Source organism: Mesorhizobium australicum (genome assembly GCF_900177325.1).
Taxonomy (GTDB): domain Bacteria; phylum Pseudomonadota; class Alphaproteobacteria; order Rhizobiales; family Rhizobiaceae; genus Mesorhizobium_A; species Mesorhizobium_A australicum_A.
The window spans coordinates 69,757-95,857 of sequence record NZ_FXBL01000004.1 but is presented as its reverse complement, the minus strand read 5'-3'; the positions used below and the strand labels follow the sequence as shown (position 1 = coordinate 95,857).

At 63.3% G+C, this 26,101-nt stretch carries 25 protein-coding genes, 1 tRNA gene and 2 pseudogenes; 11 read left to right on the top strand and 17 right to left on the bottom strand.

All coding sequences use genetic code 11. The features are described 5' to 3' along the window. Position 1 precedes the first annotated feature (1 nt). The 3 genes from B9Z03_RS02800 to B9Z03_RS02790 form a co-directional block, all read right to left on the bottom strand. A complete protein-coding gene (locus B9Z03_RS02800) occupies positions 2–877 on the bottom strand; it encodes a branched-chain amino acid ABC transporter permease (RefSeq protein WP_085462789.1) in 876 nt (291 codons plus the stop codon). Between the two features lie 19 nt (positions 878–896). Then, positions 897–2,036, bottom strand: a complete 1,140-nt coding sequence (locus B9Z03_RS02795) for an ABC transporter substrate-binding protein (RefSeq protein WP_085462788.1) — start codon at positions 2,034–2,036, stop codon at positions 897–899. Positions 2,037–2,294: 258 nt separating this feature from the next. Next, the gene (locus B9Z03_RS02790) at positions 2,295–3,077 is read right to left on the bottom strand and encodes an enoyl-CoA hydratase-related protein (protein WP_085462787.1); all 783 of its coding nucleotides are present in this window, start codon (positions 3,075–3,077) and stop codon (positions 2,295–2,297) included. Between the two features lie 89 nt (positions 3,078–3,166). Between B9Z03_RS02790 and B9Z03_RS30590 the strand changes: the two are divergent. Together B9Z03_RS30590 and B9Z03_RS30585 are read left to right on the top strand one after the other, a co-directional pair. Next, positions 3,167–3,334, top strand: a pseudogene (locus B9Z03_RS30590) (helix-turn-helix domain-containing protein); the annotation flags it as partial. Between the two features lie 105 nt (positions 3,335–3,439). Then, complete coding sequence (locus tag B9Z03_RS30585) at positions 3,440–3,916, top strand: IclR family transcriptional regulator domain-containing protein (protein WP_432417021.1); 477 nt, start codon at positions 3,440–3,442, stop codon at positions 3,914–3,916. 74 nt (positions 3,917–3,990) lie between these two features. Here B9Z03_RS30585 and B9Z03_RS02780 read toward each other — a convergent pair whose 3' ends face one another. The 7 genes from B9Z03_RS02780 to B9Z03_RS02750 form a co-directional block, all read right to left on the bottom strand. Next, positions 3,991–5,448 carry an NAD-dependent succinate-semialdehyde dehydrogenase gene (locus tag B9Z03_RS02780; protein ID WP_085462785.1) on the bottom strand — a complete coding sequence of 486 codons (1,458 nt, stop codon included), beginning with the start codon at positions 5,446–5,448 and terminating at the stop codon, positions 3,991–3,993. Positions 5,449–5,484: 36 nt separating this feature from the next. After that, positions 5,485–5,931, bottom strand: coding sequence for an acyl-CoA thioesterase (locus tag B9Z03_RS02775; protein WP_085462784.1), 447 nt, complete (start codon positions 5,929–5,931; stop codon positions 5,485–5,487). Continuing rightward, the gene (locus B9Z03_RS02770; RefSeq protein WP_085462783.1) at positions 5,931–7,091 is read right to left on the bottom strand and encodes an iron-containing alcohol dehydrogenase; all 1,161 of its coding nucleotides are present in this window, start codon (positions 7,089–7,091) and stop codon (positions 5,931–5,933) included. Before B9Z03_RS02770 ends, B9Z03_RS02775 begins: the two co-directional genes overlap by 1 nt. Before the next feature lie 25 nt (positions 7,092–7,116). Beyond that, on the bottom strand, positions 7,117–8,658 hold the full coding sequence (locus tag B9Z03_RS02765) for a class I adenylate-forming enzyme family protein (protein ID WP_085462782.1): 1,542 nt from the start codon (positions 8,656–8,658) through the stop codon (positions 7,117–7,119). A gap of 41 nt (positions 8,659–8,699) precedes the next feature. Beyond that, positions 8,700–9,455 (bottom strand): SDR family NAD(P)-dependent oxidoreductase, encoded by a 756-nt coding sequence (locus B9Z03_RS02760; protein WP_085462781.1) that lies wholly within the window; start codon positions 9,453–9,455, stop codon positions 8,700–8,702. A 60-nt stretch (positions 9,456–9,515) separates the two neighbouring features. Continuing rightward, complete coding sequence (locus B9Z03_RS02755) at positions 9,516–10,283, bottom strand: enoyl-CoA hydratase/isomerase family protein (RefSeq protein WP_085462780.1); 768 nt, start codon at positions 10,281–10,283, stop codon at positions 9,516–9,518. 105 nt (positions 10,284–10,388) lie between these two features. Beyond that, complete coding sequence (locus tag B9Z03_RS02750) at positions 10,389–11,612, bottom strand: ABC transporter substrate-binding protein (protein WP_085462779.1); 1,224 nt, start codon at positions 11,610–11,612, stop codon at positions 10,389–10,391. A 270-nt stretch (positions 11,613–11,882) separates the two neighbouring features. On the opposite strand from B9Z03_RS02750, the gene B9Z03_RS02745 reads away from it, so the two are divergent. From B9Z03_RS02745 to B9Z03_RS02730, 4 genes are read left to right on the top strand one after another with little or no spacing between them, the layout of a single operon-like run. Next, a complete protein-coding gene (locus B9Z03_RS02745) occupies positions 11,883–12,647 on the top strand; it encodes an ABC transporter ATP-binding protein (protein WP_139832145.1) in 765 nt (254 codons plus the stop codon). Beyond that, positions 12,637–13,353 (top strand): ABC transporter ATP-binding protein, encoded by a 717-nt coding sequence (locus B9Z03_RS02740; protein ID WP_085462777.1) that lies wholly within the window; start codon positions 12,637–12,639, stop codon positions 13,351–13,353. The genes B9Z03_RS02745 and B9Z03_RS02740 overlap by 11 nt, the downstream gene beginning before the upstream one ends. Before the next feature lie 27 nt (positions 13,354–13,380). Then, on the top strand, positions 13,381–14,268 hold the full coding sequence (locus B9Z03_RS02735; protein WP_085462776.1) for a branched-chain amino acid ABC transporter permease: 888 nt from the start codon (positions 13,381–13,383) through the stop codon (positions 14,266–14,268). A gap of 6 nt (positions 14,269–14,274) precedes the next feature. Continuing rightward, positions 14,275–15,249, top strand: coding sequence for a branched-chain amino acid ABC transporter permease (locus B9Z03_RS02730; RefSeq protein ID WP_085462775.1), 975 nt, complete (start codon positions 14,275–14,277; stop codon positions 15,247–15,249). 46 nt (positions 15,250–15,295) lie between these two features. Here the strand turns inward: B9Z03_RS02730 and B9Z03_RS02725 are convergent, their stop codons facing one another. The 5 genes from B9Z03_RS02725 to B9Z03_RS02705 form a co-directional block, all read right to left on the bottom strand. Beyond that, complete coding sequence (locus tag B9Z03_RS02725) at positions 15,296–16,201, bottom strand: winged helix-turn-helix transcriptional regulator (protein ID WP_244561637.1); 906 nt, start codon at positions 16,199–16,201, stop codon at positions 15,296–15,298. 174 nt (positions 16,202–16,375) lie between these two features. Further along, the gene (locus tag B9Z03_RS02720; protein WP_085462774.1) at positions 16,376–18,751 is read right to left on the bottom strand and encodes a xanthine dehydrogenase family protein molybdopterin-binding subunit; all 2,376 of its coding nucleotides are present in this window, start codon (positions 18,749–18,751) and stop codon (positions 16,376–16,378) included. Beyond that, positions 18,748–19,509: an MBL fold metallo-hydrolase gene (locus B9Z03_RS02715; RefSeq protein WP_085462773.1), complete on the bottom strand. Its 762-nt coding sequence runs from the start codon at positions 19,507–19,509 to the stop codon at positions 18,748–18,750. The genes B9Z03_RS02720 and B9Z03_RS02715 overlap by 4 nt, the downstream gene beginning before the upstream one ends. Next, a complete protein-coding gene (locus tag B9Z03_RS02710) occupies positions 19,506–19,985 on the bottom strand; it encodes a (2Fe-2S)-binding protein (RefSeq protein WP_085462772.1) in 480 nt (159 codons plus the stop codon). Before B9Z03_RS02710 ends, B9Z03_RS02715 begins: the two co-directional genes overlap by 4 nt. Then, positions 19,982–20,866 carry an FAD binding domain-containing protein gene (locus tag B9Z03_RS02705; protein ID WP_085462771.1) on the bottom strand — a complete coding sequence of 295 codons (885 nt, stop codon included), beginning with the start codon at positions 20,864–20,866 and terminating at the stop codon, positions 19,982–19,984. The genes B9Z03_RS02710 and B9Z03_RS02705 overlap by 4 nt, the downstream gene beginning before the upstream one ends. Positions 20,867–21,124: 258 nt before the next feature. On the opposite strand from B9Z03_RS02705, the gene B9Z03_RS02700 reads away from it, so the two are divergent. The 3 genes and pseudogenes from B9Z03_RS02700 to B9Z03_RS02690 all read left to right on the top strand — a co-directional run bounded on the left by B9Z03_RS02700 (position 21,125) and on the right by B9Z03_RS02690 (position 23,634). After that, complete coding sequence (locus tag B9Z03_RS02700) at positions 21,125–21,937, top strand: SRPBCC family protein (RefSeq protein WP_085462770.1); 813 nt, start codon at positions 21,125–21,127, stop codon at positions 21,935–21,937. A 410-nt stretch (positions 21,938–22,347) separates the two neighbouring features. Further along, a pseudogene (locus B9Z03_RS02695) lies at positions 22,348–22,626 on the top strand (5-deoxy-glucuronate isomerase); the annotation flags it as partial. Positions 22,627–22,731: 105 nt separating this feature from the next. Further along, positions 22,732–23,634 (top strand): LysR family transcriptional regulator, encoded by a 903-nt coding sequence (locus B9Z03_RS02690; protein ID WP_085462769.1) that lies wholly within the window; start codon positions 22,732–22,734, stop codon positions 23,632–23,634. Positions 23,635–23,903: 269 nt separating this feature from the next. Here the strand turns inward: B9Z03_RS02690 and B9Z03_RS02685 are convergent, their stop codons facing one another. Continuing rightward, positions 23,904–24,143 (bottom strand): hypothetical protein, encoded by a 240-nt coding sequence (locus B9Z03_RS02685; RefSeq protein ID WP_085462768.1) that lies wholly within the window; start codon positions 24,141–24,143, stop codon positions 23,904–23,906. Between the two features lie 103 nt (positions 24,144–24,246). Next, a tRNA-Gly gene (locus tag B9Z03_RS02680) sits at positions 24,247–24,321 on the bottom strand. A gap of 229 nt (positions 24,322–24,550) precedes the next feature. On the opposite strand from B9Z03_RS02680, the gene B9Z03_RS02675 reads away from it, so the two are divergent. Together B9Z03_RS02675 and trxA are read left to right on the top strand one after the other, a co-directional pair. Beyond that, positions 24,551–25,048, top strand: a complete 498-nt coding sequence (locus B9Z03_RS02675; RefSeq protein WP_085462767.1) for a prolyl-tRNA synthetase associated domain-containing protein — start codon at positions 24,551–24,553, stop codon at positions 25,046–25,048. A 76-nt stretch (positions 25,049–25,124) separates the two neighbouring features. Then, on the top strand, positions 25,125–26,084 hold the full coding sequence (trxA, locus tag B9Z03_RS02670; RefSeq protein WP_085462766.1) for a thioredoxin: 960 nt from the start codon (positions 25,125–25,127) through the stop codon (positions 26,082–26,084). Positions 26,085–26,101: the final 17 nt, after the last annotated feature.

Below are 26,101 nucleotides of genomic sequence, written 5' to 3'. Positions count from 1 at the left end.
ACTAGTGCCTGTTGATTTGAGCCCGGCCCATCAGGCCCTGCGGCCAGAAGAGCAGCACGAGGATGACGAGGATCCATCCGAGCGCAGGCGTCCAGGAAACCGAGACGTAGGTCTCGAAAAGGGAGTTGGCCAGGCCGATGACGAGGGCGCCGAGCATGGCGCCGCCGATGCTGCCGAGGCCGCCGAGGATGACGACCGTGAAGGCGACGATGACATTGGCGTCGCCCATGGTCGGGAATGCCGAGATCAGCGGCGCCATCAGCCCGCCGGCCAGCCCCGCCGCCGCCACGCCGAGCAGGAAGGACAGGCCGCGGATCAAAGGCACGTTGATGCCCGAATAGAGCGCGCCTCTCGCATTCTGCGACACGGCGAGGATCTGCTGGCCCTTCACCGAACGGCGCAGCCACATCGCGAAGGCGGCGAGCACGACGATCGACGTCACCGCGATGAACAGGCGCTGCGCGGAAAGGAAGAAGCCGAAGACGGAAATCGCGGTCTGCCCGAAGGGCGACCTGACCGGCAGCGGGTCGGGCCCGACGATCAGGATGATCGCCGCCACGATGGCCTGGGACAAGGCGAAGGTGATGATGATCGACCCATGCTCGCCCCGGTCATAGAGCGCGCGGCGCACGATCGTCACCTCGACCAGGAAGCCGATGGCGGCCACGATCATGACCGCCAGCGGAATCGCCATCAGGTAAGGCAGCCCGGCATACTGGAGCAGCAGCACCGCATAGGCGCCCAGGGCGAAGAACGCGCCATGGGCGAAGTTGACGATGTGCAGCGTCCCGAAAATCACGGTCAGGCCCACCGCGACCAGGGCATAGCCCGATCCCAGGATCAGACCGTTGATGATCGTCTGTATGAACAAGTCCATCCGTCTTCGGCCCTTCGGCTCACTTCACGTCAAAGGTCTCGCGCAGCGCGACGTTGTCGCCCTTCACGGTGTGGATGTAGAAGAACGGCGCCTTGGAGCGGCCCTTTTCGTCGAAGGCCAGCTCGCCGCGCGGCGTCTGCCAGACATTGTCGCGGATGGTCTTGGCGATCAGGTCGTAGTCGCTGTCGGTGCCGGCCTTGTCCATCGCCTCGGCGACGACCTTGACCGCCTCGTAGACGACGAGGCCAACCTTGTTCGGCTCGACATTGTACTTCTCGCGATGGGCGTTGATGTAGTCCGCCATCGCCCCGGTCGCGCCCTCGGCGATGAAGATGTCGCCGGTGACCACGCCTTCCATCGCGCCCTCGGCCGGCAGGATCGCCGACTGCTGGACCGTGCCGGCGGAATGGGCCTCCATCGGGAAGCCGCCCTGCTGGCGGATCTGCTTCCAGATCTGCGCGGTGCGCGCCGGGTAGGCGTCGACCACGTAGATCATCTCCGGCGAGGCAGCCTTGAGGCGGGTGATGATCGAGGTGAAATCGGTTGTCGTGCCGTCGTAGTTGGCGATCTCCACCAGCTCGGCGTCGCTCTCCTCCACCGCGTGCTTGAAGTTCTCCAGCAGCGCCTTGTTGAACTCGGTGTTCTCGCCCATGAACGCGACCGTCTTGGGCTTCATCGTGTGCAGCAGGTAGCTGTGGAAGGTGTTGGCGTTGCCAGTCGTGGTGTTGTTGATCTGGAACAGCCACGGCGAGCCCTGCTCGGTGATCGCGTCCGCCTGCGCGGCCGGATTGACGTGCAGGATGCGGTTCTTGGTGATGGCGCTCTCGGCCAGCGTGATCGAGCTGTTCATGCCGGCGATGATCGCCTTGGCGCCGCCGCGGGTCATCAGCTTCTGGACGGCGGCGACGCCGTCCTGCGGCGTCCCCTTCTCGTCCTCGTAGACGAGCTGGATCTGCCGGCCGCCGAGGATGCCGCCGGCGGCGTTGATCTGCTCCGCGGCAAGGTCCGCGCTCATCTTGCCGTCCTTGCCGTAGCCGGCGGTGCCGCCGGTCATCGGCAGGACCATGCCGATGATGACGGGGTCTTGCGCATAGGCCATCGGCGCGCCCAGAAGCGCGGATGCCAGGGCCGCGGCGGCTGCTTTCATACGAATCGTCATGTTTCCTCCTTGTGCCCGGCCCGACCGCGAGCATGTCGCGGATCGCGGGCCACGGTCTGCCATCCCCCGCGCAATACGAGGGTCTCAGGTTCCACCAATCTGAAAGAATCCCCCCGTTGCGGCCGGTGGCACGACGGGCAGGATCTGTCCTCCACTCGGGAGTGAGCTTGCGCATCGTCTCCCAATGAAAGCCTACGGGGCAATCTTTCTGTCGTCTACTGATTTTCTATATATGTTATCATTTCCACATATATGGATTCATGACAGGGGCGGAAAGCGCGCCTGCCGCTTCTCGATGAAGTGCGCCATGCCTTCCTTCACGTCGGCTGCCTCGAGGCTGCGCGCCGTTTCCTCGTTGGCCAGCGTCGTCGCCCGCGCCAGCGACTGCGACCACGCGCCGTGCAGCTGGCGCTTGATGATCATCATCGAGCGCGGCGAGCAGTTCTGCGCCAGGTCCTCGGCATAGGCCCGGACCGCGTCGAGGAACCCTTCGGCCGGCAGGCAGCGCGCCAGCCCCATGGCCTCGGCCTCGCGCGCGCCGACCACGCGCCCCGACAAAAGCAGATCGGCGGCGTTCATCGTGCCGACGAGCCGCGGCAGCATCCAGGCGCTGCCATGCTCGGCGACCAGCCCGCGCCGCGCGAAAGCCGTGGTCAGCCTCGCGGTTTCGGCGACGAAGCGCAGGTCGCAATAGAGCGCGAGGCACAGGCCGACGCCGGCGGCCGCGCCGTTCACCGCCGCGATCAGCGGCTTCCTCAGCCCGAGCATGTAGCTGTAGCGCTGGCCGAAATCGTCGTCCGACACCGCGACCCGGCGCTGGCTCGTGCCGGCCGAGATCGCCTTGGGATCGGGGCCGGGACAGAAGGTCTTGCCCGACCCGGTCAGCACCACGACCTTGACCTCAGGGTCGGCATCGGCGGCGAGCAGGGCTCCGCGCAGCCCGTCCTCCAGTTCGTGATTCCACGCATTACGGGCATCGGGGCGATTGAATGTGATGGTCAGCACACCGTTTTTGTGGTCATGCAATAAAACGTCGTCCATTTCGGCCTTGCTCCTCGTGAAAGGAGTTGACGCTGCCACATACGGATGCTTTGTTCCACATGAAATAAATTCTACATATATGGAACATCGTGACCGACACCGACCCAGCCATCAAGACCGCGCGGCGTGTGTTCGAGGTGCTCGAATATTTTGAGAGCGTGCAGCGGCCGATCTCCCTGAAGGAGATCGCAACCCGCTACGACTATCCGACGTCGAGCGCGGCGGCGCTGCTCAAGAGCATGGTGACGCTCGGCTACCTGTTCTACGACAGCTACAACCGCACCTACATGCCGACCATGCGCATCGCGCAGATGGGGAGCTGGCTGAATTCCGGTCTGTTCGGCGAGACGGAAATACTGGCGATGGTCGATTTCGTGCACGGCGAGCTCGACGAGCTGGTCAACATCAGCACCCAGTCCGATCTTAACGCGCAATATATTCACTGCCTGCAAACCAGCAAGAGATTGCGCTTCGAGGTGCAGCCGGGCGACATTCGCCCGCTGGCGATCAGCGGTATCGGCCGCACCATGCTCAGCACCCACACCGACGTGGAGATCGCTCGGTTGATGCGGCGGATCAATGCGCTATGCCCGCCCTCGGAGCAAATGGACCTTGAGGAGCTGATGAAGATCATCAACGGCATCCGCCGCGACGGATACATGTTCTCCAAGCACATCATCACGCCGGATGCGGGCGTGATCGCGATGCCGTTGCCAAAGCGCGGCTTTGGTCGCGTCTTGGTCCTCGGCGTCGGCGGTCCGGTCTTTCGCCTCGAGGAGAACCAGGAGAGCATTCTCAGTTGCATGCGAGAGGGAATCCGGCGCTATCTGTCCGCCTAGCCCTCCACGAGCAGTCTCTCTAGCCGGCCGGGGAGAGTGTCTGTATCTCCGGACCCCGAATTTGGCGTGAAGCCTTATATCCCCATGCAAAGGTACTTGAGCTCCAGATAATCTTCGATGCCGTATTTCGAGCCTTCGCGTCCGTTTCCGCTTTCCTTCATGCCGCCGAAGGGCGCCACCTCGGTCGAGATCAGTCCCTGGTTGATGCCGACGATGCCGAACTCCAGCGCCTCGGCGACCCGCCAGACGCGCGAGATGTCTCGGCCGTAGAAGTAGGCTGCGAGGCCATACTGCGTGCTGTTGGCAAGTCTGATCGCCTCGGCTTCGCCATCGAAGCGGATAACGGGAGCGACCGGCCCGAAGATCTCCTCGCGGAAGATATCCATTTCAGGCGTCGCGCCTGCGATGACGGTCGGCTCGAAATAGGTTCTTCCGAGCGCGTGACGCTTTCCGCCGACGGTCACGCGCCCACCCCTTCCGACCGCGTCTTCGATCAGTTCCTCGACCTTGGAGAGGGCCGCCTCGTCGATCAGCGGGCCGATCTCCGCTCCTTCGCTCGCGCCATCGGCAACCCTGAGGGTTGCGACGCGACGCGATAGCTTCTCGACGAAAGCGTCGTAGATCCCCGCCTGGGCGAACAGTCGATTGGCGCACACGCAGGTCTGTCCGGCATTGCGGTATTTGGAGGCGATCGCTCCCTCCACAGCCGCGTCGAGATCGGCGTCGTCGAAGACGATGAAGGGCGCATTCCCGCCAAGCTCCATCGAGGTCCGCTTGACCGTATCGGCGCATTGCTTGAGCAGGACTTTTCCCACTTCGGTCGAACCGGTGAAGGAGAGCTTGCGCACGATCGGATTTGCCGTCAGCTCGCCGCCGATCTCGCGCGCCGAACCGGTGACGCAAGACAGTACCCCTGCTGGCACACCGGCGCGCTCTGCCAGCACGCACAATGCCAGTGCCGAAAGCGGGGTCTGGCTGGCGGGCTTCACCACCATCGTGCAGCCGGCTGCCAGCGCCGGGCCGGCCTTGCGGGTGATCATCGCCGCAGGGAAATTCCACGGCGTGATTGCTGCGCAAACGCCGATCGGCTGCTTCAGCACCACGATCCTGCGGTCGGCGGAGAAGCCGGGGATCGTATCGCCATAAATACGTTTGGCCTCCTCGGCGAACCATTCGATATAGCTAGCCGCATAGGCGATTTCGCCGCGGCTTTCGGCAAGCGGCTTGCCCTGCTCGGCGGTCATGATCGCGGCGAGATCGTCCTGGTTCGCCATGATGATCTCGAACCAGCGGCGAAGGATGGCGGCCCGTTCCTTGCCAGTTCTGGCGGACCACGCGGGAAGGGCGGCATTCGCGCCGTCGATCGCCTCCCTGGTTTCGATCGCCGATAGCGAAGGCACGACGCCGACTTGTGCGCCGGTCGCGGGGTTTGTGACCGTGATGACTTTACCGCTGGCGGCGTTGCGCCATTCGCCGGCAATGAAGCAGTCGCCGCGCAGCAGACTGGCGTCCTTCAACTCGAGGCTGGACATCGTGGTTATCCTTCTCTGGAATGAAAAATCCGACCGTCAGGCAGTCATGGAGACGATACCTTCGAGCGCGGCCCTGAGCCTGTCATCCAGCGCCTTCGGCCGCCTCGTCGCGCGGTCGACATAGACGTGGACAAAAAAACCTTCCGCCGCTGCGATATCCTCGTCGTTGCGGAACAACCCCACCTCGTAGCGGACCGAGGAGCTGCCTAGCCTCGCTACCCTGATGCCCGCCGTCACCAGGTCGGGAAACGCCATTTCGGCGAAGTAGCGGCAGCCGGTCTCCACCACCAGCCCGATCTGCACGCCCTTATGGATGTCGAGCATGCCCGCGCCGACCAGCCAGCCGTTCACCGCCGTGTCGAACAGCGAATAATGCACAACGTTGTTCATGTGGCCATAGATGTCGTTGTCCATCCAGCGCGTCTGGATCGCTTGGAACGCGTGGTAGTCGGCGCGCGCGGAGGGAGTCGGACGCTTCGCCATCACCAGGCCGCCCGATAGATCGCGAATGCGTCGGCCTCAGTCACCGGACGCGGGTTGTTGACCAGAAGCCGCTGCTGCTTCATCGCGTCGGCAGCCATCTTGGCGAGCGCCTCCTCCGGGATGCCGACATCGCGCAGCCGTGGCTGAAGCCCGACGCCCCGAGACAGCGCGGCAAGCTCCTCGATGAAGGCGGCGCAACGCCCTTGCGTGCTTTCCTCGCCCACCAGGTGTGGGAAGGCATCGGCGGCGATCTCAGCGTAGAGATGCGCCGCATCCGGCGCGTTGAAGCGCAGGACATGCGGCAGCACCAGCGCGTTCGACAGCCCGTGCGGAATATGGAACGTGCCGCCGATCGGATAGGCCAGCGCATGGACCGCCGCCACCGGCGAATTGGCGAAGGCCTGACCCGCCAGCATCGAGCCGAGCAGCATCGCGCCCCGCGCCTCGATGTTGCTTCCATCGGCGATCACCTTCTCGATGTTCGCGCCTAGCAGTTGCAGCGCCTGCTTCGCCAGCATCCGCGACAGCGGATTATTGTTGGCATTCTTCGAGGCGTAGGCCTCGATGGCGTGAACCATGGCGTCGATGCCGGTCGCGGCGGTGATCGCCGGCGGCAGCCCTAGCGTCAGTTCAGCGTCGAGGATGGCGATGTCTGGCAGGATGATCGCCGAGGACACGCCGCGCTTCTCCTCCTCGCCGACGGTGATGATCGAGACCGGTGTCACCTCCGAGCCGGTGCCGGCCGTGGTCGGCACCAGCACCAGCGGCAGGCGCGGTCCCTTGGCCTGTCCGACGCCCCATGCCCCGTCGAGGTCTTCGCCTGAGCCGATCAGCAGGGCCGCGAGCTTGGCGACATCGAGCGACGAGCCGCCGCCGAAGCCGGCGACGCCGGTCGCGCCGGCCGCCTTGCCTGCTTCCACCGCCCTCATCAGCGTCGCCCGAGACGGGTCGGCCTCGACCGCGTCGAAGACGGCGACGGCAATCCCCGCCGCCTCCAGCGAGGCGATTGCCGGGTCGCACAGGCCGAGCCTGCGCAGGCCGGGATCGGTGACGAACAGCACCGAGCCGCCCAGCCGTGCCCCGGCGATCTTGCCCAGCCGCCGCGCCGCGCCGGGCTCGAAGGCAACCGAGGGCGTCGTATTGAAAGTGAAGGGAGACATCTGGTTTTCCTCTTCGCCGGCGTTTTCAGGCGCCGGTTGGCTTGTCCACGAGTTCACGCAATTTGAAGCGCATGATCTTGCCCGATCCCGTACGGGGAATCTCCGCGACGAGGTGAACGGCAGCTGGAACCTTGTAGCTGGACAGGGTCGACCGGCAATGCGCGACGACTTTGTCGCCATCGACGACGAATCCCTCCTTGACGACGACAAAGGCGACAGGAACCTCGCCGAGTGAGGCGTGCGACACGCCCACCACCGCTGCATCCTTCACCCCCTCGAGCGGCAGGATCGCCTCCTCGACCTCAGCCGGCGCGATATTCTGTCCGCCCCGGATGATGATCTCTTTCAGGCGGCCGGTGATGGTCAAGAAGCCGTTCACATCGGAACGCGCAAGATCACCCGTGTGATACCAACCGTTGCGGAGCGCGTCATTGGTCTCCTGTGGCTTGTTGTGGTAGCCGCGCATCAGATTGGGACCGCGGCATATAAGCTCGCCTTCCTGTCCCGTTTCGACATCGAGCCCTGTGAAAGGATCGACCAGCCGCACCGCGACGCCGGGAACCGGCAGGCCGCACGATCCGGGAACGCGGCTCTTTCCCGGCCAGTTCATCGTCACCATGGTCGAGGTTTCCGTGATGCCGTAGCCGTCGAGCAGCTCGACCCCGAAATATGCCTCGAACTCCTGGTTCAGGCTGGCGGGCATGATGGCCCCGGCAGACGCGCAGCGCTTGACGGACGCGAATGGCCTGGTCCCCGAAGCCTGCGCTGCCTGGAGGAGATAGTGGAACATAGTCGGGACGCCGGGCATGATGGTGAACCCCCCGCTGCCCAGCAGGTCGATGGCCCCCTGGGTAGAGAACTTCTCCATGATGTATTCGCTTGCACCTGTCGCGAGGATGCCGAGCACTGAGATGTTGAGGGCGTAGGAATGGAACAGCGGCAGCGGGGAAAGGACCTTGTCGCTTTCTTCAAGTCCGAGGATCGGCGCCCAGCAGGCGGCAGTGACCCACAGCATGCTGCGGGTCGTTAGCAGCACCCCCTTGGCCCGACCCGTGGTGCCGGAGGTGTAGATGATATAGGAAACCCCATCGATATCGTCGGCCTCGAGCACCGCGCCATCAACCGGCGTCGTGCAGAGCGTCCTGAACGAAAGCGCGCCCAGTTCGTCCGCCGTATCGGTCAGGATGATCGTGTCCGGGCTTGCGGCGTCGAGCATCTCACGTCGGGCGCTGGTCGTGATGAGGACGAGGGCGCCGGAATCATCCAGCCTGTAGGAGGCTTCCGCGGTCGTCGCTTCATAGCTGATCGGAACGGCGATCCCACCCGCCCTGACGATGGCAAGGCAGGCAACGACCCAGTCGACGGAGTTCGGTAGCCAGATCGCAGCACTCGCCCCCGGAACAATGCCCAGGGAGCGGAGCTGTGTCGCCAGTTTGGTCACCGCGCCTTCCAATTCGCTATAGGTGATGGCACTGTCCGCATCGGCATAGGCCGCCTTATGCGGAAATCGCAGCGCCTGTCGCTTCAGCAATTCGGCAACCGGCGCGATGAGATCGGTTCTGATCATCTATTCCTCCTGGCGACAGTCAATCCGCTGCTGCCCGCACCTCAAACCATGCAGAAACCGCCGTTCACGCTGAGGACCTGGCCGGTGATCCAGCCGGCATTGTCGGAGGCGAGGAACGCGACGGCCGGCGCGATGTCGTCCGGGTTGCCGATGCGCCGCAGCGGATAGGCCTTGACGATCTTGTCCATGTTCTTGGCCAGGAAATCGGCATCCGAATGGGCTGTCTGCACGAGGCCGAGCGAGAGCGCGTTAACGGTGATGTTGTTGCGGCCGAGCTCCTTGGCGAGGGACTTGCTGAGGGCGATGGTTCCCGCCCGGGCGGCGGCGACGATAGACAGGTTCGCTTCACCGATTCGGGAACTGTCCCCCACCAGGCTGACGATGCGGCCGCCATTGCGAGCGATCATGTGCGGCGCCGCGGCGTGGCAGCAGTTGATCGCACCGTAGAGGCAGACGTCGATCTGGGCTCTCCAGTCATCCGGCGTGCTGTCGACGAATTTGCCGTATTTTACATAGCCGGCATTGTTGACCAAAACGTCGAGGTTGCCCCATTCGGCGACGACCGCGTCGACCATGGTCTTGACCTCGGCATAGTCGCTTACGTCGGCCTTCCACGCCTTCGCCACGCCGCCCGCCGCGCGAATGACCTCGACCACGCTTGCAGCTTCGGCCTCCGAGCGCCTGTAGTTGACCGCGACCTTCGCGCCCTCGGCGGCAAGCAGCTTCGCGATATCGCCGCCGACATCGCGACCGCCGCCTGTGACCAGCGCCACTTTCCCTTCAAGGCCAAGCTTCATTTCCAGTCTCCGTGTTCTCGTTGTGTCGATCGGCCCTGCGTGGCCCTGGTTCGTTTCCGGCTACGCCCCGATGAAGGCGGGCGGGCGCTTTTCCGCGAAGGCGGCACGGCCTTCCCGGTAATCGTGGCTGTCGCTCGCGGCGCCGATCATCCTCGCCGCCTCTTCCGCGTCGAACGTTCCGAGCGCGCCGCCGTTCAGGATGTATTTCGCGCCGGCGATGGTTAGGGGCGCGCTCGTCGCGAGCGATCGCGCATAGGTCCGCGCCGCTTCCAGAGGATCGTCGTCCACGCGATCGACGAAGCCGATCGACAGCGCCTTTCGCGCGTCGAACCGTTCGGCCGAATAGAGGATGCGCTTGGCCTCGGCCAATCCGACGAGCGCGGCAAGCTTGCGCGTCGCCTGCACCCCGTAGACGATTGACAGCCTTGCAGCGGGGATGCCGAAGATCGCCTTGGGATGGGTGAACCGGAAATCGCAGGACATTGCCAGGTGCGCCGCGCCGCCCAGGCAATAGCCTTTCGTCGCCGCGATCACCGGCTTGCCGATATGGGCGATCCGGGCGCAGCCATAGTCGACCGCGACTTCGTAGGCGGCGCTCTGGGCCTTGTCGTCGCGTGTCGCGCCGAATTCGGCAATGTCCGCACCGGCGGAAAAGTCGTCCCCGGCGCCGGTCAAGAGCACTGAACGGACAGAGCGGTCCTCATCGAGGCGCGCGAAGATGTCGCCCACCTCGCGCCACATCGCGTAGGTGACGGAGTTGCGCAGCGCCGGCCTGTTTAGGGTGACGGTTGCGACACCGTCTTCGATCTCACAAAGAATGTCGGGCATGAACTCCGGTCCGTGACTGGTCCTCGTCACGCCTTCCAACCGGAAGGCGGCCGGGCGCGACGGCCGCCTGAGGCGGCCGCCGCATGGCGTCTGGGAGGACGCGGTCTATTGCTTCACCAGCGGGCACTGGCTTTCCGACAGGGGGCGATAGGCCTCGTCGCCGGGGATTACCGAGACGAGGTTGTAGACATCCCATTCGCCGGATGATTCCTGCGGCGTCTTCACCTGATAGACGTACATGTCGTGGACCATGCGGCCGTCCTCGCGGATGACGCCGTTGGTCGCGAAGAAATCGTTGATCGGCGTCTCGCGCATCTTCGCCATCACGGCCTGCGCTTCCGTCGTGCCGGCTGCCTTGACGGCCTTTAGATAGTGCATGGTGGACGAGTAGTCGCCTGCGTCGCCCATATGCGGCTTGCGGCCCATCCGCTCCTCGAACTTGGCTGCGAAGGCGCGCGTGCCTTCGTCGCGATCCCAGTAGAAGGCGTTGGTCAGGATCATGCCCTGGGCGATGTCGAGGCCGAGCGCGTGGACGTCGGTCAGCCAGACCAGCAGGCCGGCGACGGTCTTGCCGGACTGCGTCAGGCCGAACTCGCGCGACGAGCGGACCGCGTTGATGAAGGTGGTGCCTGATCCTGCGATCGCGACCACGTCGGCAGGCGAAGCTTGCGCCTGCAACATGAAGGCGCTGTGGTCGGACGTCTCGATGGGATAGCGGATCGCGCCCGAGACCTGGCCGCCCTCGGCGGTCACGATGGCGGAGGCGTCTCCTTCGAGCGCATGGCCGAATGCGTAGTCGGCGGTCAGGAAGAACCAGTTGTTCTTGCCCTGGCGCATCAGCTCCTTCGAGGTGCCGTTGGCCAGTGCATAGGTGTCGTAGGCGTAGTGGATCGAATTCGGGGTGCAGCCGTCATTGGTTAGCCGCGAGGAACCGGAACCGTTGACGATGGCGATGCCGTTCTCCTCCTTGGCGACCTGGGCGACAGCGAGCGCGATACCGGAATTGATCAGGTTGGCGATCAGGGTGACACCCTCGTTCTCGTACCAACCGCGCGCCGTTGCAACGGCGACCTCGGTACGGTTCTGATGGTCGGCCGAAACGAACTCGATCGGCTTTCCAAGCACCTCACTGCCGAAATCCTCGATCGCCATCCTGACGGCGGTGATCGAGCCTTCCCCGGCCTCGTGCGAGAACTGGCCGGAGATGTCGGTGAGCACGCCGATCTTGACGGGGCCGTCCTGCGCCAGCACCGCGGACGATGCCAGGACGGACCCGGCAGCAAGCGCGCCTGCCAGGCCGCGCAGCAACGATTTTCTTGAGTTCGCCATTTCCTTGTTCCTCCACCGGTTCGAGCGCGGCCCAATGCCCTTGGCTCCCATTACAACTGGCGTTATCGGACCTCCATACGCATCCGCACACAGCTCGAAAACAGCATATGCCTGCGGATTGCCGATCACATTTCCAAGTTTGTAACTTGCATTATTAGACGCCATATGGTTTGCTCGTGTCAAGCGGCGGCAACAAAAAATGCGCGCCCGGAGAACGTCGTTGTCGCAATCGGCGGCGAACTGCCTTTCAAAAAACCGGCGGGAGGAGACGTGTCGGAAGAACAGCCAATCATCGAGGCGCGCGGCCTCACGCGCTCCTTTCACGGCTTCGTGGCGGTCAACAAGGTCGACCTGCGCGTGCGCCTCGGGTCGGTTCACGCCCTGATCGGGCCGAACGGCGCCGGCAAGAGCACGCTCTTCAACCTGATCACGAAGTTCCTCGCCCCGACCGAGGGACGGATATTCTACAAGGGCGAGGACATCACCGCGCTTCGCCCCGACGAGATCTCGCGGAAGGGGATGGTGCGCTCGTTCCAGATCTCGTCGGTATTCCCGCATCTCAGCGTGCATGAGAACGTGCGCGTGGCGCTGCAGGCGCGCTCCGGCGCGACCTATTCGTTCTGGAAGTCGGACAGCAGGCTCGACGCGTTCAACGGCCGCGTCGACGAGCTTCTCGATTCCGTCGGGCTTGCCGCATTCGCACATGTCAGCGCGGTGGAGCTGCCCTACGGCCGCAAGCGCGCCCTGGAGCTGGCCACCACGCTGGCGCTCGACCCCGAGGTGCTGCTGCTCGACGAACCGATGGCCGGCATGGGACGCGAGGACATCGCGCGGACTGCCGACCTGATCCGCACGGTGTCGCGTTCACACACGGTGCTGATGGTCGAGCACAATCTCGGCGTCGTCGCCGATCTGTCCGACACCATAACGGTGCTGCGGCGCGGCGAGGTCCTGGCCGAAGGCAGCTATGCGGAAGTCTCGGCCAACGCCGAAGTCCAGAAAGCCTATATGGGAGGCGGTCACCATGCCCATTGATGCGGGCGAAACCCGACTGGACGTTCGCGACCTCCATGCATGGTACGGGGAAAGCCATGTTCTCCACGGCATGACCCTAAATGTCGGAGCAGGGGAGATCGTCACGCTGATCGGCCGCAACGGGGCGGGCAAGACGACGACGATGCGCGCCATCATGGGCATCCTGCGCAAGCGCGAGGGCGCGATCCGCTATCGCGACGTCGACATCATCGCGCTCGCGCCGCACAAGGTGCCGCGCCTCGGCATCGGCTACGTGCCGGAGGAGCGCGGCATCTTCGCTTCCCTCAGCGTGACCGAGAACCTGATGCTCCCGCCGGTGACGCGGCAGGACGGCATGTCAATCGAAGAGATCCACACCCTGTTTCCGAACCTGAAGGGCAGGGCGCGCACGGTCGGCACGCGGCTTTCCGGGGGCGAGCAGCAGATGCTGGCGATCGCCCGCATCCTTCGCACCGGCGCCGACTTCATCCTGCTGGACGAGCCGACCGAGGGCCTCGCGCCGGTCATCGTCGACCAGATCGCGGCCTCGCTGAAGGTCCTCAAGGACCGCGGGCTCACGATCCTGCTCGTCGAGCAAAATCTTCAGTTCGCCGCCGCCATCGCCGACCGCCACTACGTGGTCGAGCAGGGCGCCGTGATCGACGAGGTAGCCAATCACGCGCTGGCCGCGAACATTGACAAGCTTAACGCCTACCTGGGCGTGTGACCGCAACGCAACGAATGGAAGACCGCCATGATTGAACTATTCGGCGTTCCGGTCGCCGTTCTCGCTGGGCAGGTTCTGCTTGGCCTCATCAACGGCTCCTTCTACGCCCTTCTGAGCCTCGGCCTCGCAATCATCTTCGGCATGCTGAACGTGATCAACTTCGCGCACGGCGCGTTCTACATGCTGGGCGGCTTCGTCACCTGGATGGTGTTCAGCTATCTGGGCGTCGGCTATTGGCCCGGCCTACTGATCGCGCCGATCGCGGTGGGGTTGATCGGCGCCGTCAGCGAGCGGCTTCTGTTGCGCCACCTTTATCGCGTCGACCACCTCTACAGCCTGCTGTTCACCTTCGGCGCCGCGTTGGCGCTGGAAGGCCTGTTCCGGTATGTCTACGGCTCGGCGGGAAAGCCCTATCCCCTGCCGCCCGAGCTGTCGGGCGGCTACAATCTCGGCTTCATGTACCTGCCGCTCTACCGCATCTGGGTCATCGTCATCGCGCTGGTGGTCTGCTTCGGCACATGGTTCGCCATCGAGCGCACGAGGCTCGGCGCCTATCTACGCGCCGCGACGGAGAATCCGTCGCTGGTGCAGGCGTTCGGCATCAACGTGCCGTTCCTACTGACGCTGACTTATGCCTTCTGCGTCGGTCTGGCCGGCTTCGCCGGGGCGCTGGCCGCGCCGATCTATCAAGTCAGCCCCGGCATGGGCGCGAACTTTCTCATCATCGTGTTCGCGGTCGTGGTGATCGGCGGCATGGGGTCCATCGTCGGCACGATCCTGACGGGTCTCGCGCTCGGCGTCATCGAGGGTCTCACCAAGGTCTTTTTCCCCACCGCCTCGGCCATCACCGTCTTCATCATCATGATCCTGGTCCTGATGGTCCGGCCGAATGGCCTGTTCGGGCGCGAGAGGTAGGAATCCATGTCAATCCAGTCGGCCACCACCACCACCTCGTCCCGCCGTGGCGTTCCTCTTAGCGCGGTGTGCCTCGCTTGCCTCGCAGCCGTCGCGCTCGCCGCGCCGTTCTTCGTCTACCCGCTATTCCTGATGAAGATCCTGTGCTTCGTCCTCTTCGCCTCCGCAGTGAACCTCGTTCTCGGCTTCGCGGGACTCCTGTCTCTCGGCCACGCTGCGTTCTTCGGCGGCGCGGCCTATGTCGCCGCGCATTCGGCGAAGGTATGGGGCTTCCCTTTCGAGCTTGCGGTCCTCTCCGCCGTCGCCTTCTCGACGCTGCTCGGCTTTGTGTTCGGCTTCCTCGCGATCCGGCGGCAGGGCATCTACTTCGCTATGGTCACGCTGGCGCTTGCGCAGATGATCTACTTCCTCGCCATCCAGATGCCGTTCACCGGCGGCGAGGACGGCATCACCGCCGTGCCGCGCGGCCGGCTGTTCGGCCTCGTCAACCTCGCCGATTCGCTGGCGATGTACTATGTCGTGCTGGCGCTGGTCGCATTCGGCCTGTTGGTAATATGGCGCACGGTACATTCGCCCTTCGGCCACGTCTTGGCGGCGATCAAGGAAAACGAGGCGCGGGCGACGTCGCTCGGCCTCCAGCCCAACCGCTACAAGCTGATCGCCTTCACCCTCTCGGCTGCGCTGTCGGGTCTCGCAGGCGCGCTCAAGGCGATCGCGTTTCAGGTGGCTTCGTTACTCGATGTGACCTGGCACATGTCTGGCGAGGTCATCCTGATGACGCTGATCGGCGGCATGGGCACGCTGATCGGCCCCGGCATCGGCGCGGCTTTCGTGGTCGCGCTGGAACATTATCTGTCCACCAGCGGTCTGCCGATCACCTTCATCATCGGCGTGATCTTCATGGTCTGCGTGATGCTGTTCCGCAAAGGCATCTTCGGAGAATTGCGCGCATGGTACTTCCGCTGGGCGGGTAAAGACTGAAGGCCCGGAGGACGGCGGGCTCCCCGCCGTCCTCCGCGGCCACAGCCTACTCATCCAGCTCGTAGGTCAAGATATAATTGGTCTCGTTGGCGACGATCGGCTCCTTGCAATGGCTGCAAACCACCAGCGGCTCGAAGTCGGAACCGCACAGGCGATGACGCAGCCTGAGCGGCGGCTTGCCGTCGGAGAGCCAGCGGTCGCCCCAGCGCATCATCACGATCATCGGGCGATAGAGATCCTTGCCCATCTCCGTAAAGCGGTACTCGAAACGGTCGCCGCCCTTGCGGTACGGCTCCTTGCGGAAAACGCCCGCTTCAACCAGATGCGCGAGCCGGTCGGACAGGATGTTGGTGGCGATGCCGAGCTTGTCGATCATCTCGTCGAAACGGCGCACGCCGAACCACGCCTCGCGCAGGATCAGGAAGCTCCAGCGGTCACCGATGATCTGGAGCGTGCGCGCGACAGAGCAGGGGCGCACGCGCTCCAGAAGCGCGGGATCGGAACTGCGACGGCTCCTGAGCTTGATCTCGTAGGGCGAATAGCCCGCTCCCGGGCCGTCGCGGAACGTCACGTCACGCGCATTGACCGGCTCAAGGCATTCGGAGCAGACGGTGACGGGGTGGCATTCGCAGCCGCAGCGGGTGTGAATAAGTTGCAGCGGCGGCCGCTCGCCTCCTGTCAACCATTTGTCGCCGAACTCCATCAGCGCCAGCATGGTGGAGAACAGGTCTTTGCCTCGCTCCGTGAAGAAATAGCCGCTGGCGCGCTCGCCCTGTCTACGGCCCTGTACGAGAATCTGGTTCTCGACGAGCGCCGCCAGCCGCGTCGACAGCGTCTGGCGGGGAATGCCGAGGCGGCGCTGAAACTTCTCGAAGCTTTGAACGCCGAAGAAGGCCTCGCGGATGATGAGGAACGTCCAGCTGTCGAGAACGATCTCGACAGTTTTCCGCACAGAGCAATGCCGCTCGGGTCGTCCCGGATTCATCGATGTATCTGTCATGTCTAAGGACGCATGTTAGGCAGGTTTCGGCTTTTCGAAAAACCGAATACGACCGTCGCACACTTCGTGTCCATGTCGAACAGCACGAAATGTCTGATGATCGATTTGGCAACGGGTATACGCCGTTCAGCTATCGGACCGCCTTTCCAGCAACCTGAAGATCCGCTCCGGCGTTATGGGCAGCGTTTCGACGGAAACACCGAGATGCGCGAGCGCGTCGGCCACGGCATTCGCAACCGCGGCCGGCGCGCCAATCGTGCCGCCCTCCCCCATCCCCCGGAAGCCGCCGACATTGGCCGGCAGGTCCGCTTCGACATGGACGATGCCGATATCGGGCACATTGGTCGCGACCGGCACCAGATAGTCCGCGAGGCTTGCGGTGACCGCCTGTCCCTGATCGTCATGGACGATCTCTTCCAGCAGCGCCGCTCCAATACCCTGCGCGACCGCTCCGTGGACCTGTCCATCGACGATCATGGGGTTGATGATCTTCCCGCAGTCCTCGGCAACGACGTAGCGGAGAATCCTGACACCATAGGTATCCGGGTCCACTTCGACCATCGCCAGATGCGTCGACGAGCATGCCGTACCGAGAAAGGGATCATAAGTCTCGGAGGCCACAAGATCGTCCCGCTGCTCCAGCGGGATACGTCCCATCTGCTTGTAGACTGCCGTGGCCACCTCTTTCAACGTCAGGGTGAGATTGGAAGTGCGGCTTGAAATGACCCCCTCATGCATGTCGAGATCGGCGACATCCTGCTCCATCAGATAGGCGGCTGCGCGCAGCACCTTCGCTTTCACCGCCCTCGCAGCGAGAATGGCCGCCCCTCCACCCAGAACGGCGGAGCGACTGGCATAGGTGCCGGTCGACATGGGGACGAGCGCGCTGTCGCCATGCTGAACCAGAATGTCCTCCAGCTTGCAGCCCATCTCGTCGACGATGATCTGCGCCAGGGTGGTTTCCAGGCCTTGCCCGTGCGAGGCGACGCCGAATGCGGCGGTCACGGAGCCGGTCGAATCGATCTCGATCCGCGATGTTTCCGTTCCCGTATTGATGGGCATGCCCGGAGCGACGGATATGCGCGAGCCGATGCCTGTGAGTTCGGCGTAGCTCGCAAGGCCGATGCCAACCCATCGTCCGGCGGCACGCGCCGCCGTTCTCTCCTGCGTGAGAGCGGGATAGTCCGCGTGATCGCACGCCCCTTTCAGGCAATCCTGGAAAGCGGACTTGTCCCAGATGATGCCGGAAGCGGTGCGATAGGGGAACTCCTCGTCCCTGACGAGATTGCGGCGCCGAAACTCTACCGGATCCATGCCGAGCTTGCGCGCAGCCATGTCGACGAGACGCTCCATCGCGAAGGTCGAGGAAGGCCGTCCGACGCCGCGATACGGGCCGGTCGGCGGCTTCGGCGTAAGGACGCCGCGGATGCGTCCACGATAGTGCTCCATCCTGTAGGGACCGGGCAGAAAGCTGACCACCTGCACGGGTTCGAGCGCAGCCGTCCACGGATAGATGGCGAAGGCGCCGATATCACCAATGACGTCGGCACGAAGCCCCAGCATCGTTCCGTCAGTGTCGACGGCCAGCTCGGCGTCGATCAGCTCATCCCAAGCCTGGCTGGTGGCGGAAAGATCCTCCAGCCTGTCGCTGGTGAACTTGACCGGACGCCCCAGCTTGCGGGCCAGAATGCAGACGAGCATCTCTTCATTATAGAGCGACCCCTTCGCCCCGAAGCTTCCGCCGACATCCGGGGCGACGACGCGCAATCTCGTCGCCGGCAGGTCGAGGCAGTCGGACAGAACGTCGCGGATGATTCCGGGACTGCCGGACGACGTGTGAAGCGTCAGCGATTGCCTTCGGGCATCCCACTCCGCGAGGTAGGTCCGGTTCTCCATCGCAACGGCGGTCTTGCGTGTCATCCGGAACCGACCCTTGACGGTGACCGGAGCAGAGGCGATCACGCTGTCGACATCGCCACGCTTGAACTCGCGTTTGATGATGACATTCGTTCCCGCCTCTTCGTGGAGAAGAGGGGCATCGTCTTCGACCGCATCGACCTGACGGATTGCAAATGGCAGTGGGTCGTACTGGATTGAGATATGTTCGAGCGCGTCCTCCGCCGCATACCGGCTTTCTGCAACGACGGCGACGACCGGCTCGCCGACATAGCGGACTTTCCCTCGGGCCAACGGCCAGATCGGGGTCGCGTAATATCCCGGCATTCGCGAGCTCGGGATCGCGGGGTTCACCTCGCCTTCGATGTCCGCTGCCTCGTAGATGGCCACCACGCCGGGAACCGACAGGGCGTCGCCGACATCCACGCCGACGATCCGGGCATGGGGTTGGTCCGACCGACGCACCGCGACATGGACGGTTCCCTGCGGGTTCATGTCGTCGACGTAGCGCCCCACCCCGGCAAGAAGGCGCGGGTCCTCCGTCCGCTTGATGCGTTTGCCAACGAGCTTCGGACGCAGCTCGACCGAGAAATCAGCCCTGCTCATTCGTAGAAAGCTGCGCCCTTGCGCAGTCGCTGCCACTGCTCCTCGTCATGAGCGGAGATGACGGTTTCCCCTTGGTCGCGGAAGCGCCTGAGCCGCGCAAGCGCGTCGGCCGCCAGATCCATGTTCCATGTGTTTTTCGGCGGCGCCCCGCTGTCGATGTTGGCCTGCAATGGCGCGGCGTCGGAGGCAAGAACGAAGACCCCGTCGCGATCGAGAGCGATTCTGGCAACCGTCAGGCCGGGCGTGTGGCCCGGCATCGGCACCAGCACGATCTTTTCGTCTCCGAACAGGTCATGCTCACTGTTGAACTGCTCGAAGCCCTGGGGCTGGTTCCATTCGCGGGGAAGATAGCCCTGCTGTTCTCCGCCCTCCGCCTTCGCCGCCGCTACCTCGGCGGCGTGGCAATAGATCGTCGCACGACGAAAATGCTCGTTGCATCCGCAATGATCAGGATGGAGATGCGAACATACCACGACGTCGATGTCGTCGGGTGACAGGCGGAGATTTTCCAGTTCACTCAAGACGGTTTGCTCGGGTCTGAAGATCGGCGTCATCACCTTTGCGAGCCCACCCCATCGCCCTTCCGCATCGCTCGCCGCCTCGGGGCTGCATCCGCTGTCGAACAGCACGTTGCCCTTCGGATGCCGGATCAACGACGCGTGGACCGGCAGCTCGATCGTCTCTTCGCGCGCGGCACCGGGTACATAGATCGACCGCCGCATGCGCAGGCGTCCTCCCGCAAGTAGATGCATCTTCATTTCAACGGTCCTCTTTCCCTGGCAAGTTCGCGGACGGCATTGACGATGTGCTGATAGCCGGTGCAGCGGCAGATATTGCCCGACAGCGCCTCGCGGATCTGCTCGTCCGTCTCGAGCGGGTGATGCTTCAGCATGTCCGCTATGGTCATGATCATGCCGGGCGTGCAGAAACCGCACTGCAACCCGTGATGGTTCTGGAACGCCTGTTGGATTCTGCCGAGTTGTTCGGGCGTGCCCTGCCCCTCGATCGTATCGATCTGGACGCCTTCGGCCTGGGCCGCCAAAGTGAGGCAGGACCGTGCGCTCCTTCCATCGAGGAGAACTGTACACGCCCCGCAGACGCCGTGCTCGCATCCGACATGGGTTCCGGTCAGTCCCAGTTCGTGCCGCAGGAAGTCGCTGAGCAGCATACGAGGCTCGACCCTGCGCGTGTAGGTCAGGCCATTGACGGAGAGGGTGATTTCGATCTCGGTCATTGCTGCGCGTCCCCGGAAGCGGATGCCCTGCGCCAGGCATCGGAAAGGGCGCGGCGCGCCAGCTTGCCGGCAAGACGCCGCCGATAATCCGCCGACGCATGAAGATCCGTATTCGGCTCCAGCGTATCGGCGAGCAGGCTTGCCACCTCATCCAGCAGTTCGGCCGAAACCTGCCTGCCTTCCACGAGTGCCTCTACCCCACCCAGGCGAAGCGGTGTTTCTCCAACCCCCATCATGCCGAAACGGACGTCCGCGGCCACACCGTCCCGGAGCCGCAACGTGGTCGCGACACAGGCCAGCGCGAAGTCGCCATGCCGCTTAGCAAACTCCTTGAAAGCCCACCCCGTGTCGGGAGAGAGGGTGTCGATCAAGATCGACGTCACGAACTCGTCCGGCTCGAGGGTGTTCACGAGGGCACCGGCAAAGAAGTCGGCCGCGGCGATCGTCCGGCTACCACGAACGGAAGCTGCCTCGATCTTTCCATCGAGGAGCAGCGTCATCAACGGCATTTCCGCAGCTGGATCGGCATGGCAGACGCTGCCGCAGAACGTGCCGCGATTGCGAACCGTCAGATGGGCGACATGATGCATGGCCTCATGCACGATGGGCACCCGGTCGCGGACAAGAGGATCGGTCGCCGTCATCCGGTGCCGGACCGTCGCGCCCAAGCGCAATCGGTCACCTTCCAGTCCGATCGAAGCGAGGCCGGGAACGTTATTGATGTCGATGAGCACGGCCGGCTTCACAAGCCGGAAATTGATCATCGGCATCAGGCTCTGACCGCCGGCGATGATCTTGCCTTCCCCGCTGGCGGCCGAAAGCGCTTCGGTAACCTCGTCGACCGTGCGCGCACGCAGATATTTGAAGGGTGCAGGTTTCATGCTGTCACGGCAGTTCCCGGCAACTCGTTCAGACCCGGATCGTCCGGGCCGGCGACCATTTCATGCTTGCGATGGCTCTCCGACCGCGCCGATACATGTCCTCGGTCGCCGTCGCCTCCCATCGCAAACACACGGTTGCGCCCATTGATAACTTGCATTATTAGACTATTTATTTTGATGTCAAGGACCCGGACCATCGAAACAGGGGGCCGCGGACCGGACGGCGCTGCCGTCCCCGCGCGGCAGGAGAGACTGCAAATGGACATGCAAGGACAGCAACTCATTCCCGCCGACCGGGAAACAGTCTGGAACGCCCTGAATGACCCCGAAATCTTGAAGGTGTGCATACCGGGATGCCAAGAACTGACGAAGTCATCAGATACCCAGATGACGGCGGTAGCGGTGATCAAGGTCGGCCCGGTGAGCGCGCGATTCCAGGGCGCCGTGACGCTTTCGGATCTCGATCCTCCGAATGGCTACACAATCAGTGGCGAAGGTCAGGGCGGAGTTGCGGGTTTTGCCAAGGGGACCGCGGTCGTGCGACTCGATTCCGTCGATGATGGTACGTTGCTCCGCTACGAAGTTGACGCCCAGATCGGCGGCAAGTTGTCACAACTGGGGGGGCGCCTGATCGACGCGACGGCGAAGAAGATGTCCGCCGCCTTTTTCGAAAAGTTCGGACAGGAAATTCTGTCACGACAGGGTGAAAGCGCTTCGACTTCAGTCGGCATCGCGGACGACCGCCTCGTGATCCAGCGTCCGGATTCGACGGCACAGGCAGGTAGCACCCGACCACGCCACGATTCCACGAGCCAGACTGCATATGCCTCCACGCCGGCGACTGACACCGGATCAGGCGCGTTGTCGTTCCTGAAACTTGCAGCGGCCGGCGCACTGGGCGGTGCGATCGTGCTCGTTTGGTTGCAATATGGCGGGTTCCTGCCGGGCCTTTCTTCCGCCCCTGAAAGGATTGGCGCGGACGAGCATCTGTATGTATCGCCGGAATTCGCGAGTGCGGTGCAACTCATCATGGCCGCGGCTATCGGATATCTCTTCGCCGCTCGCAAATGACGCCCGGACCCGAAACCGATGACCTTTGCGAGTCGTCAGCTGTTCACTCTGCCGCAACACTAACTTGCATATGAAGACTTTGTAGGGCACGCCAGGAGTGAGCTGAGCATGCATTTTCTCGACGCGTCGAACGCCAAGAGGCAGCCACATTGGTCGATGTCGGGCGAGATGATGCTGATGACGTCGATCGGCGGCATGGGCATGGTGTTCGGCCCGGGACAGGTGGTTTGCAACGATGGACCGGGTATTCGCTGCGCCGGAGGCCGACGACAATGCGCTTCCCTCCGATGGACTAGTTATTGGGGCGGTGCGCCAAGCCAGTCCGGACACGGTCGCCATGTGTGCTCCCGGAATGATGCCCGGCGCGTTGCATACGCTCTGGCGGGCGGCAAAGGACGGCTACCATATGGAACTATCCGCGCATCACCTACCTGGAAGAGACCTATTATCATCGCCTGAATCCAGCCTCGGGCTTCGGCATCCAGCGCATCTACACCGATGATCTGCAGTTAAACGAGATGATGGCGATGCATGACGGTGATGTAGCTCTTGGGGCCCGCGGCCACCACCCCTGCGGCGCGCCTTATGGATTCGAGATGTACTACCTGAACGTTATGGCAGGACCGCTACGGAAGTGGAGGCTTGTGGCTGACCCCTCGGTCGAATGGATCATGCAGCGCGACGCCTGAGAAAGCAGTTTGGCGTGGCCAGCGCCGGCTGCCGCTGAATTGCTGGCCCCTTTTATCGCCAGGTGCCGCTCGCAGTAGTCAGGTTAGCACCCGGAGAATGCCGCTTTGAACGTCGAAATACTTCGCCACCTCCGATATGTTCGCGCCGCCATTGCTTGCGGCAGTATGAGACGGGCCGCGCAGGCATTGGGCGTTCAGGAATCGACTGTCAGCCGACATATCAGCGCAATTGAGCAACTTCTCGAGATTCAGTTCTTTGAACGCCACAACAATGGCGTTCGCCTGACAAACGAAGGCCAGCTCTGGATCGAGAGCGTCCAGGATCACTATAACAGCCTTGAAGAGGCCCTTCTTCAGACGGCGCGCCGCAACACGGACGGAGAAAAACTGCGTATCGGCCTTTGTGTGCCTATAGGACTAGAATTCCTGTTACGTCTCGTCGACCGATTCGGAGCCACTCATCCCGACATTGATGTGATTTTCCGCGATGGTTCCTGCGCAAATCAAGCCACGGCAATCCGCCGCCGCCATCTGGACATCTCATTCATGTGCAGTTGCGCCGATATACGATCCTGCCGCAGTGAACCCATCTGGGAGGAAGGGTTGTCCGTCCTACTGCCGTCAAACCACAGGTTGGCAATTCGGGACACTCTCACTTGGGAGGCACTCGCTGGAGAAAAGCTGCTCGTTCCCTTAGGACCGGACGGGCCCCAGTTTGATTCCTCCTTCCTTGAGCATTTTGTTGGCGGGTCGCATGCCCCGATCGTCGAGCAGTGCCATGCCAGCCAGGCGACTGTCATGATCAAAGTTCGATTGGGCAAGGGCTTTACATTGGCCGGTGAGGGCTTAGCCAAGGCGGCAACCGTTGAGGGCGCTGTTTGGCGGACAATTGTTGGAGAACGTAGTCGCTGCCAACTCCGTGCGGTCTGGCTTGATTCCAACCCGAAGCGCGCCGTGTTGCGCCTCGTGGCCACCGCGCAGAACATGGCGGCAGAGCGGAAACGATAACGGTTCCGCCATGAACCGCCGTTCTCTCGCCAACGTCGAGAGGTTAGAACGAGGACGGTCATCTAACTCTAGCTGCCAGAGAATCGAAACTGTCATCGACCAATGAGGAATGTAGGCACTCAGGCCGTCACGTAAACAAGCAATACTGAGGTGATCGCTCTTCTCTTAAATCGCATTTAGTCGCGTGGTCACTTCGGCAACATCGATCGACTTCATGATCCGGCCATTCGCATACGACAAGTGAAGATGGTTGCCCCCCGCAACAATCGCTACCAGCTGGCTTCGGCAACGTCGGTCGCCTCGGACAGGACAACTTCCAAGCGACCGGCAATGATTCCGAACTCTGGAATCGCCAACCCAGGTATTGCAGGCATCTGCGATTCGATGAGCAGATCGTGCCTTCCTCGATCGAAGGAGTCGGTGGTCGTGTCCTGCAGACAGCGGATCGTTCTCGCCGAGAAGGGCGTGGCGGGCGCCAAAATCACACTGCCATATCCAAAAACGCCCATTCTTGTGCTTACATGCTGCTTACACATAGCCGTCGCACAGGCGGTGTAAGCAAAAAAGCGCCTCGAGGGCGCTTTTTAAGCATTTGATTTTCTTGAAGAAAACTGGAGCGGGCGAAGGGATTCGAACCCTCGACCCCAACCTTGGCAAGGTTGTGCTCTACCCCTGAGCTACACCCGCTCGCACGGCCCGAAGGCCGAAAGCCGCGCCTATATGGCTGAAGCGCATGGCGAATGCAACAGGGAAATCATGTATTGTGCGATGCAACTGTCGACGGAGCGAAAGGCCGCGGAACCGGGTTCTGCTGGTGGTGCGAGGCACACGGCGCCATGCTCGCGATGCGGCATGTTGCGGGTTGGCAGCGGCGCGGTTTGGGCCTAGAGCAGGCACGCACACGAGCATCGACGCCATGCCGAAGACACAAGACGAGTTGTTCGCCTTCCTTTCCTCTCTCGGGATCGAGGTGACGACCAGACAGCATCCGCCGCTTCATACCGTCGCCGAATCGCAGGCGCTGCGCGGCGAGATCGCCGGACGCCATACCAAGAACCTGTTCCTCAAGGACAAGAAGGACAATTTCTTCCTCGTCACGGTGGGAGAGGATACGCAGGTGGATCTCAAGTCGATCCATCAGGTGATCGGAGCGGCGAGCCGGGTGTCCTTCGGCAACCCCGAAAAGCTGATGGACTATCTCGGCGTCGTGCCCGGCGCGGTGACCGCCTTCGGCGTCATCAACGACGAGGGCGGTCAGGTGAAGGCGATCCTCGACGAGGAACTCATGTCTTACGACGTCGTCAACGGCCATCCGCTGGTCAATACCGCGACGACATCGATCGCGCCGGACGACCTCGTGCGCTTCATGCGGGCGACCGGCCACGACCCCGCCATCTTGAAAGTCGGACAGTGATCGCCACATGTGGCGCGTCGCCGAGCCTGACGGTACATCAGGTCATCAGCCGCGCCGTTTCCAAGGGAGCCACCGAATGAGCACCGACAACAATCCGTTCGCTCCGGCCGGCGCGCAATATTCGGCCAATGTCAGCTTCGGCGGGTCGCCGGACGAACCGAAAGGCGACCTGGTCAAGGACACCACGACGCAACGCTTTTCGGCGGACGTGATCCAGGAATCGCGCAACCAGGTGGTGCTGGTCGACTTCTGGGCGCCGTGGTGCGGACCGTGCAAGCAGTTGACGCCGGTGCTCGAAAAGGCCGTCAAGGCGGCCGGCGGGCGCGTCAAGCTGGTCAAGATGAACATTGACGACCATCCTGCCGTCGCCGGACAGCTCGGCATCCAGTCGATCCCCGCCGTCATCGCCTTCAAGGATGGCCAGCCGGTGGACGGGTTCATGGGCGCACTGCCGGAAAGCAAGGTCAACGAATTCATCGATCGGGTGGCGGGGCCGGGCGGGGCCGGAGCGCAGATCGAGGCGGCGCTCGCGGCGGCCACCGAGGCGCTCGCCGCCGGCGACAGCCAGACGGCTGCCGACATTTACCAGGAGATCCTTCAGGTGGCGCCGGACACGCTGGCTGCCATCGCGGGCCTGGCGGGGCTGTTGATCGATGCGGGCCAGATCGACGCCGCGCGATCGGTGCTTGAAACCGCGCCAGAGGACAAGCGGTCGGATGCGTCGATCGCCGGCGTCAGCGCGCGGATCGCGCTTGCCGAGCAGGCCGAGAAGCTCGGCGATGCGGGCGACCTGCTGCGCCGGCTTGAGGCCGATCCTAAGGATCACCAGGCGCGTTTCGACCTTGCCATGCTGCACAATGCCCGCGGCGAACGGACCGAAGCGGCGGACTGCCTGCTGGAGATCATGAAGGCCGACCGTGCGTGGAACGACGACGGCGCGCGCAAGCAGCTTCTCCAGTTCTTCGAGGCCTGGGGCATGACCGACGAGGCGACGCTGGCCGCGCGCCGCAAGCTGTCGTCGCTGTTGTTTTCCTGAACGGCCTTCCTTTCGGC

What these genes read in the sequence shown, in the direction of transcription:
- B9Z03_RS02675 (WP_085462767.1), top strand. Translation starts at nt 24,551, where the DNA reads ATGCCGAAGACACAAGACGAGTTGTTCGCCTTCCTTTCCTCTCTCGGG.
- B9Z03_RS02800 (WP_085462789.1), bottom strand. Translation starts at nt 877, where the DNA reads ATGGACTTGTTCATACAGACGATCATCAACGGTCTGATCCTGGGATCG.
- B9Z03_RS02700 (WP_085462770.1), top strand. Translation starts at nt 21,125, where the DNA reads ATGGACATGCAAGGACAGCAACTCATTCCCGCCGACCGGGAAACAGTC.
- B9Z03_RS02730 (WP_085462775.1), top strand. Translation starts at nt 14,275, where the DNA reads ATGTCAATCCAGTCGGCCACCACCACCACCTCGTCCCGCCGTGGCGTT.
- B9Z03_RS02780 (WP_085462785.1), bottom strand. Translation starts at nt 5,448, where the DNA reads ATGTCCAGCCTCGAGTTGAAGGACGCCAGTCTGCTGCGCGGCGACTGC.
- B9Z03_RS02760 (WP_085462781.1), bottom strand. Translation starts at nt 9,455, where the DNA reads ATGAAGCTTGGCCTTGAAGGGAAAGTGGCGCTGGTCACAGGCGGCGGT.
- B9Z03_RS02765 (WP_085462782.1), bottom strand. Translation starts at nt 8,658, where the DNA reads ATGATCAGAACCGATCTCATCGCGCCGGTTGCCGAATTGCTGAAGCGA.
- B9Z03_RS02755 (WP_085462780.1), bottom strand. Translation starts at nt 10,283, where the DNA reads ATGCCCGACATTCTTTGTGAGATCGAAGACGGTGTCGCAACCGTCACC.
- B9Z03_RS02710 (WP_085462772.1), bottom strand. Translation starts at nt 19,985, where the DNA reads ATGACCGAGATCGAAATCACCCTCTCCGTCAATGGCCTGACCTACACG.
- B9Z03_RS02705 (WP_085462771.1), bottom strand. Translation starts at nt 20,866, where the DNA reads ATGAAACCTGCACCCTTCAAATATCTGCGTGCGCGCACGGTCGACGAG.
- B9Z03_RS02685 (WP_085462768.1), bottom strand. Translation starts at nt 24,143, where the DNA reads ATGGGCGTTTTTGGATATGGCAGTGTGATTTTGGCGCCCGCCACGCCC.
- B9Z03_RS02770 (WP_085462783.1), bottom strand. Translation starts at nt 7,091, where the DNA reads ATGTCTCCCTTCACTTTCAATACGACGCCCTCGGTTGCCTTCGAGCCC.
- B9Z03_RS30585 (WP_432417021.1), top strand. Translation starts at nt 3,440, where the DNA reads ATGGTCGATTTCGTGCACGGCGAGCTCGACGAGCTGGTCAACATCAGC.
- B9Z03_RS02740 (WP_085462777.1), top strand. Translation starts at nt 12,637, where the DNA reads ATGCCCATTGATGCGGGCGAAACCCGACTGGACGTTCGCGACCTCCAT.
- B9Z03_RS02750 (WP_085462779.1), bottom strand. Translation starts at nt 11,612, where the DNA reads ATGGCGAACTCAAGAAAATCGTTGCTGCGCGGCCTGGCAGGCGCGCTT.
- B9Z03_RS02720 (WP_085462774.1), bottom strand. Translation starts at nt 18,751, where the DNA reads ATGAGCAGGGCTGATTTCTCGGTCGAGCTGCGTCCGAAGCTCGTTGGC.
- B9Z03_RS02715 (WP_085462773.1), bottom strand. Translation starts at nt 19,509, where the DNA reads ATGAAGATGCATCTACTTGCGGGAGGACGCCTGCGCATGCGGCGGTCG.
- B9Z03_RS02790 (WP_085462787.1), bottom strand. Translation starts at nt 3,077, where the DNA reads ATGGACGACGTTTTATTGCATGACCACAAAAACGGTGTGCTGACCATC.
- trxA (WP_085462766.1), top strand. Translation starts at nt 25,125, where the DNA reads ATGAGCACCGACAACAATCCGTTCGCTCCGGCCGGCGCGCAATATTCG.
- B9Z03_RS02775 (WP_085462784.1), bottom strand. Translation starts at nt 5,931, where the DNA reads ATGGCGAAGCGTCCGACTCCCTCCGCGCGCGCCGACTACCACGCGTTC.
- B9Z03_RS02735 (WP_085462776.1), top strand. Translation starts at nt 13,381, where the DNA reads ATGATTGAACTATTCGGCGTTCCGGTCGCCGTTCTCGCTGGGCAGGTT.
- B9Z03_RS02795 (WP_085462788.1), bottom strand. Translation starts at nt 2,036, where the DNA reads ATGACGATTCGTATGAAAGCAGCCGCCGCGGCCCTGGCATCCGCGCTT.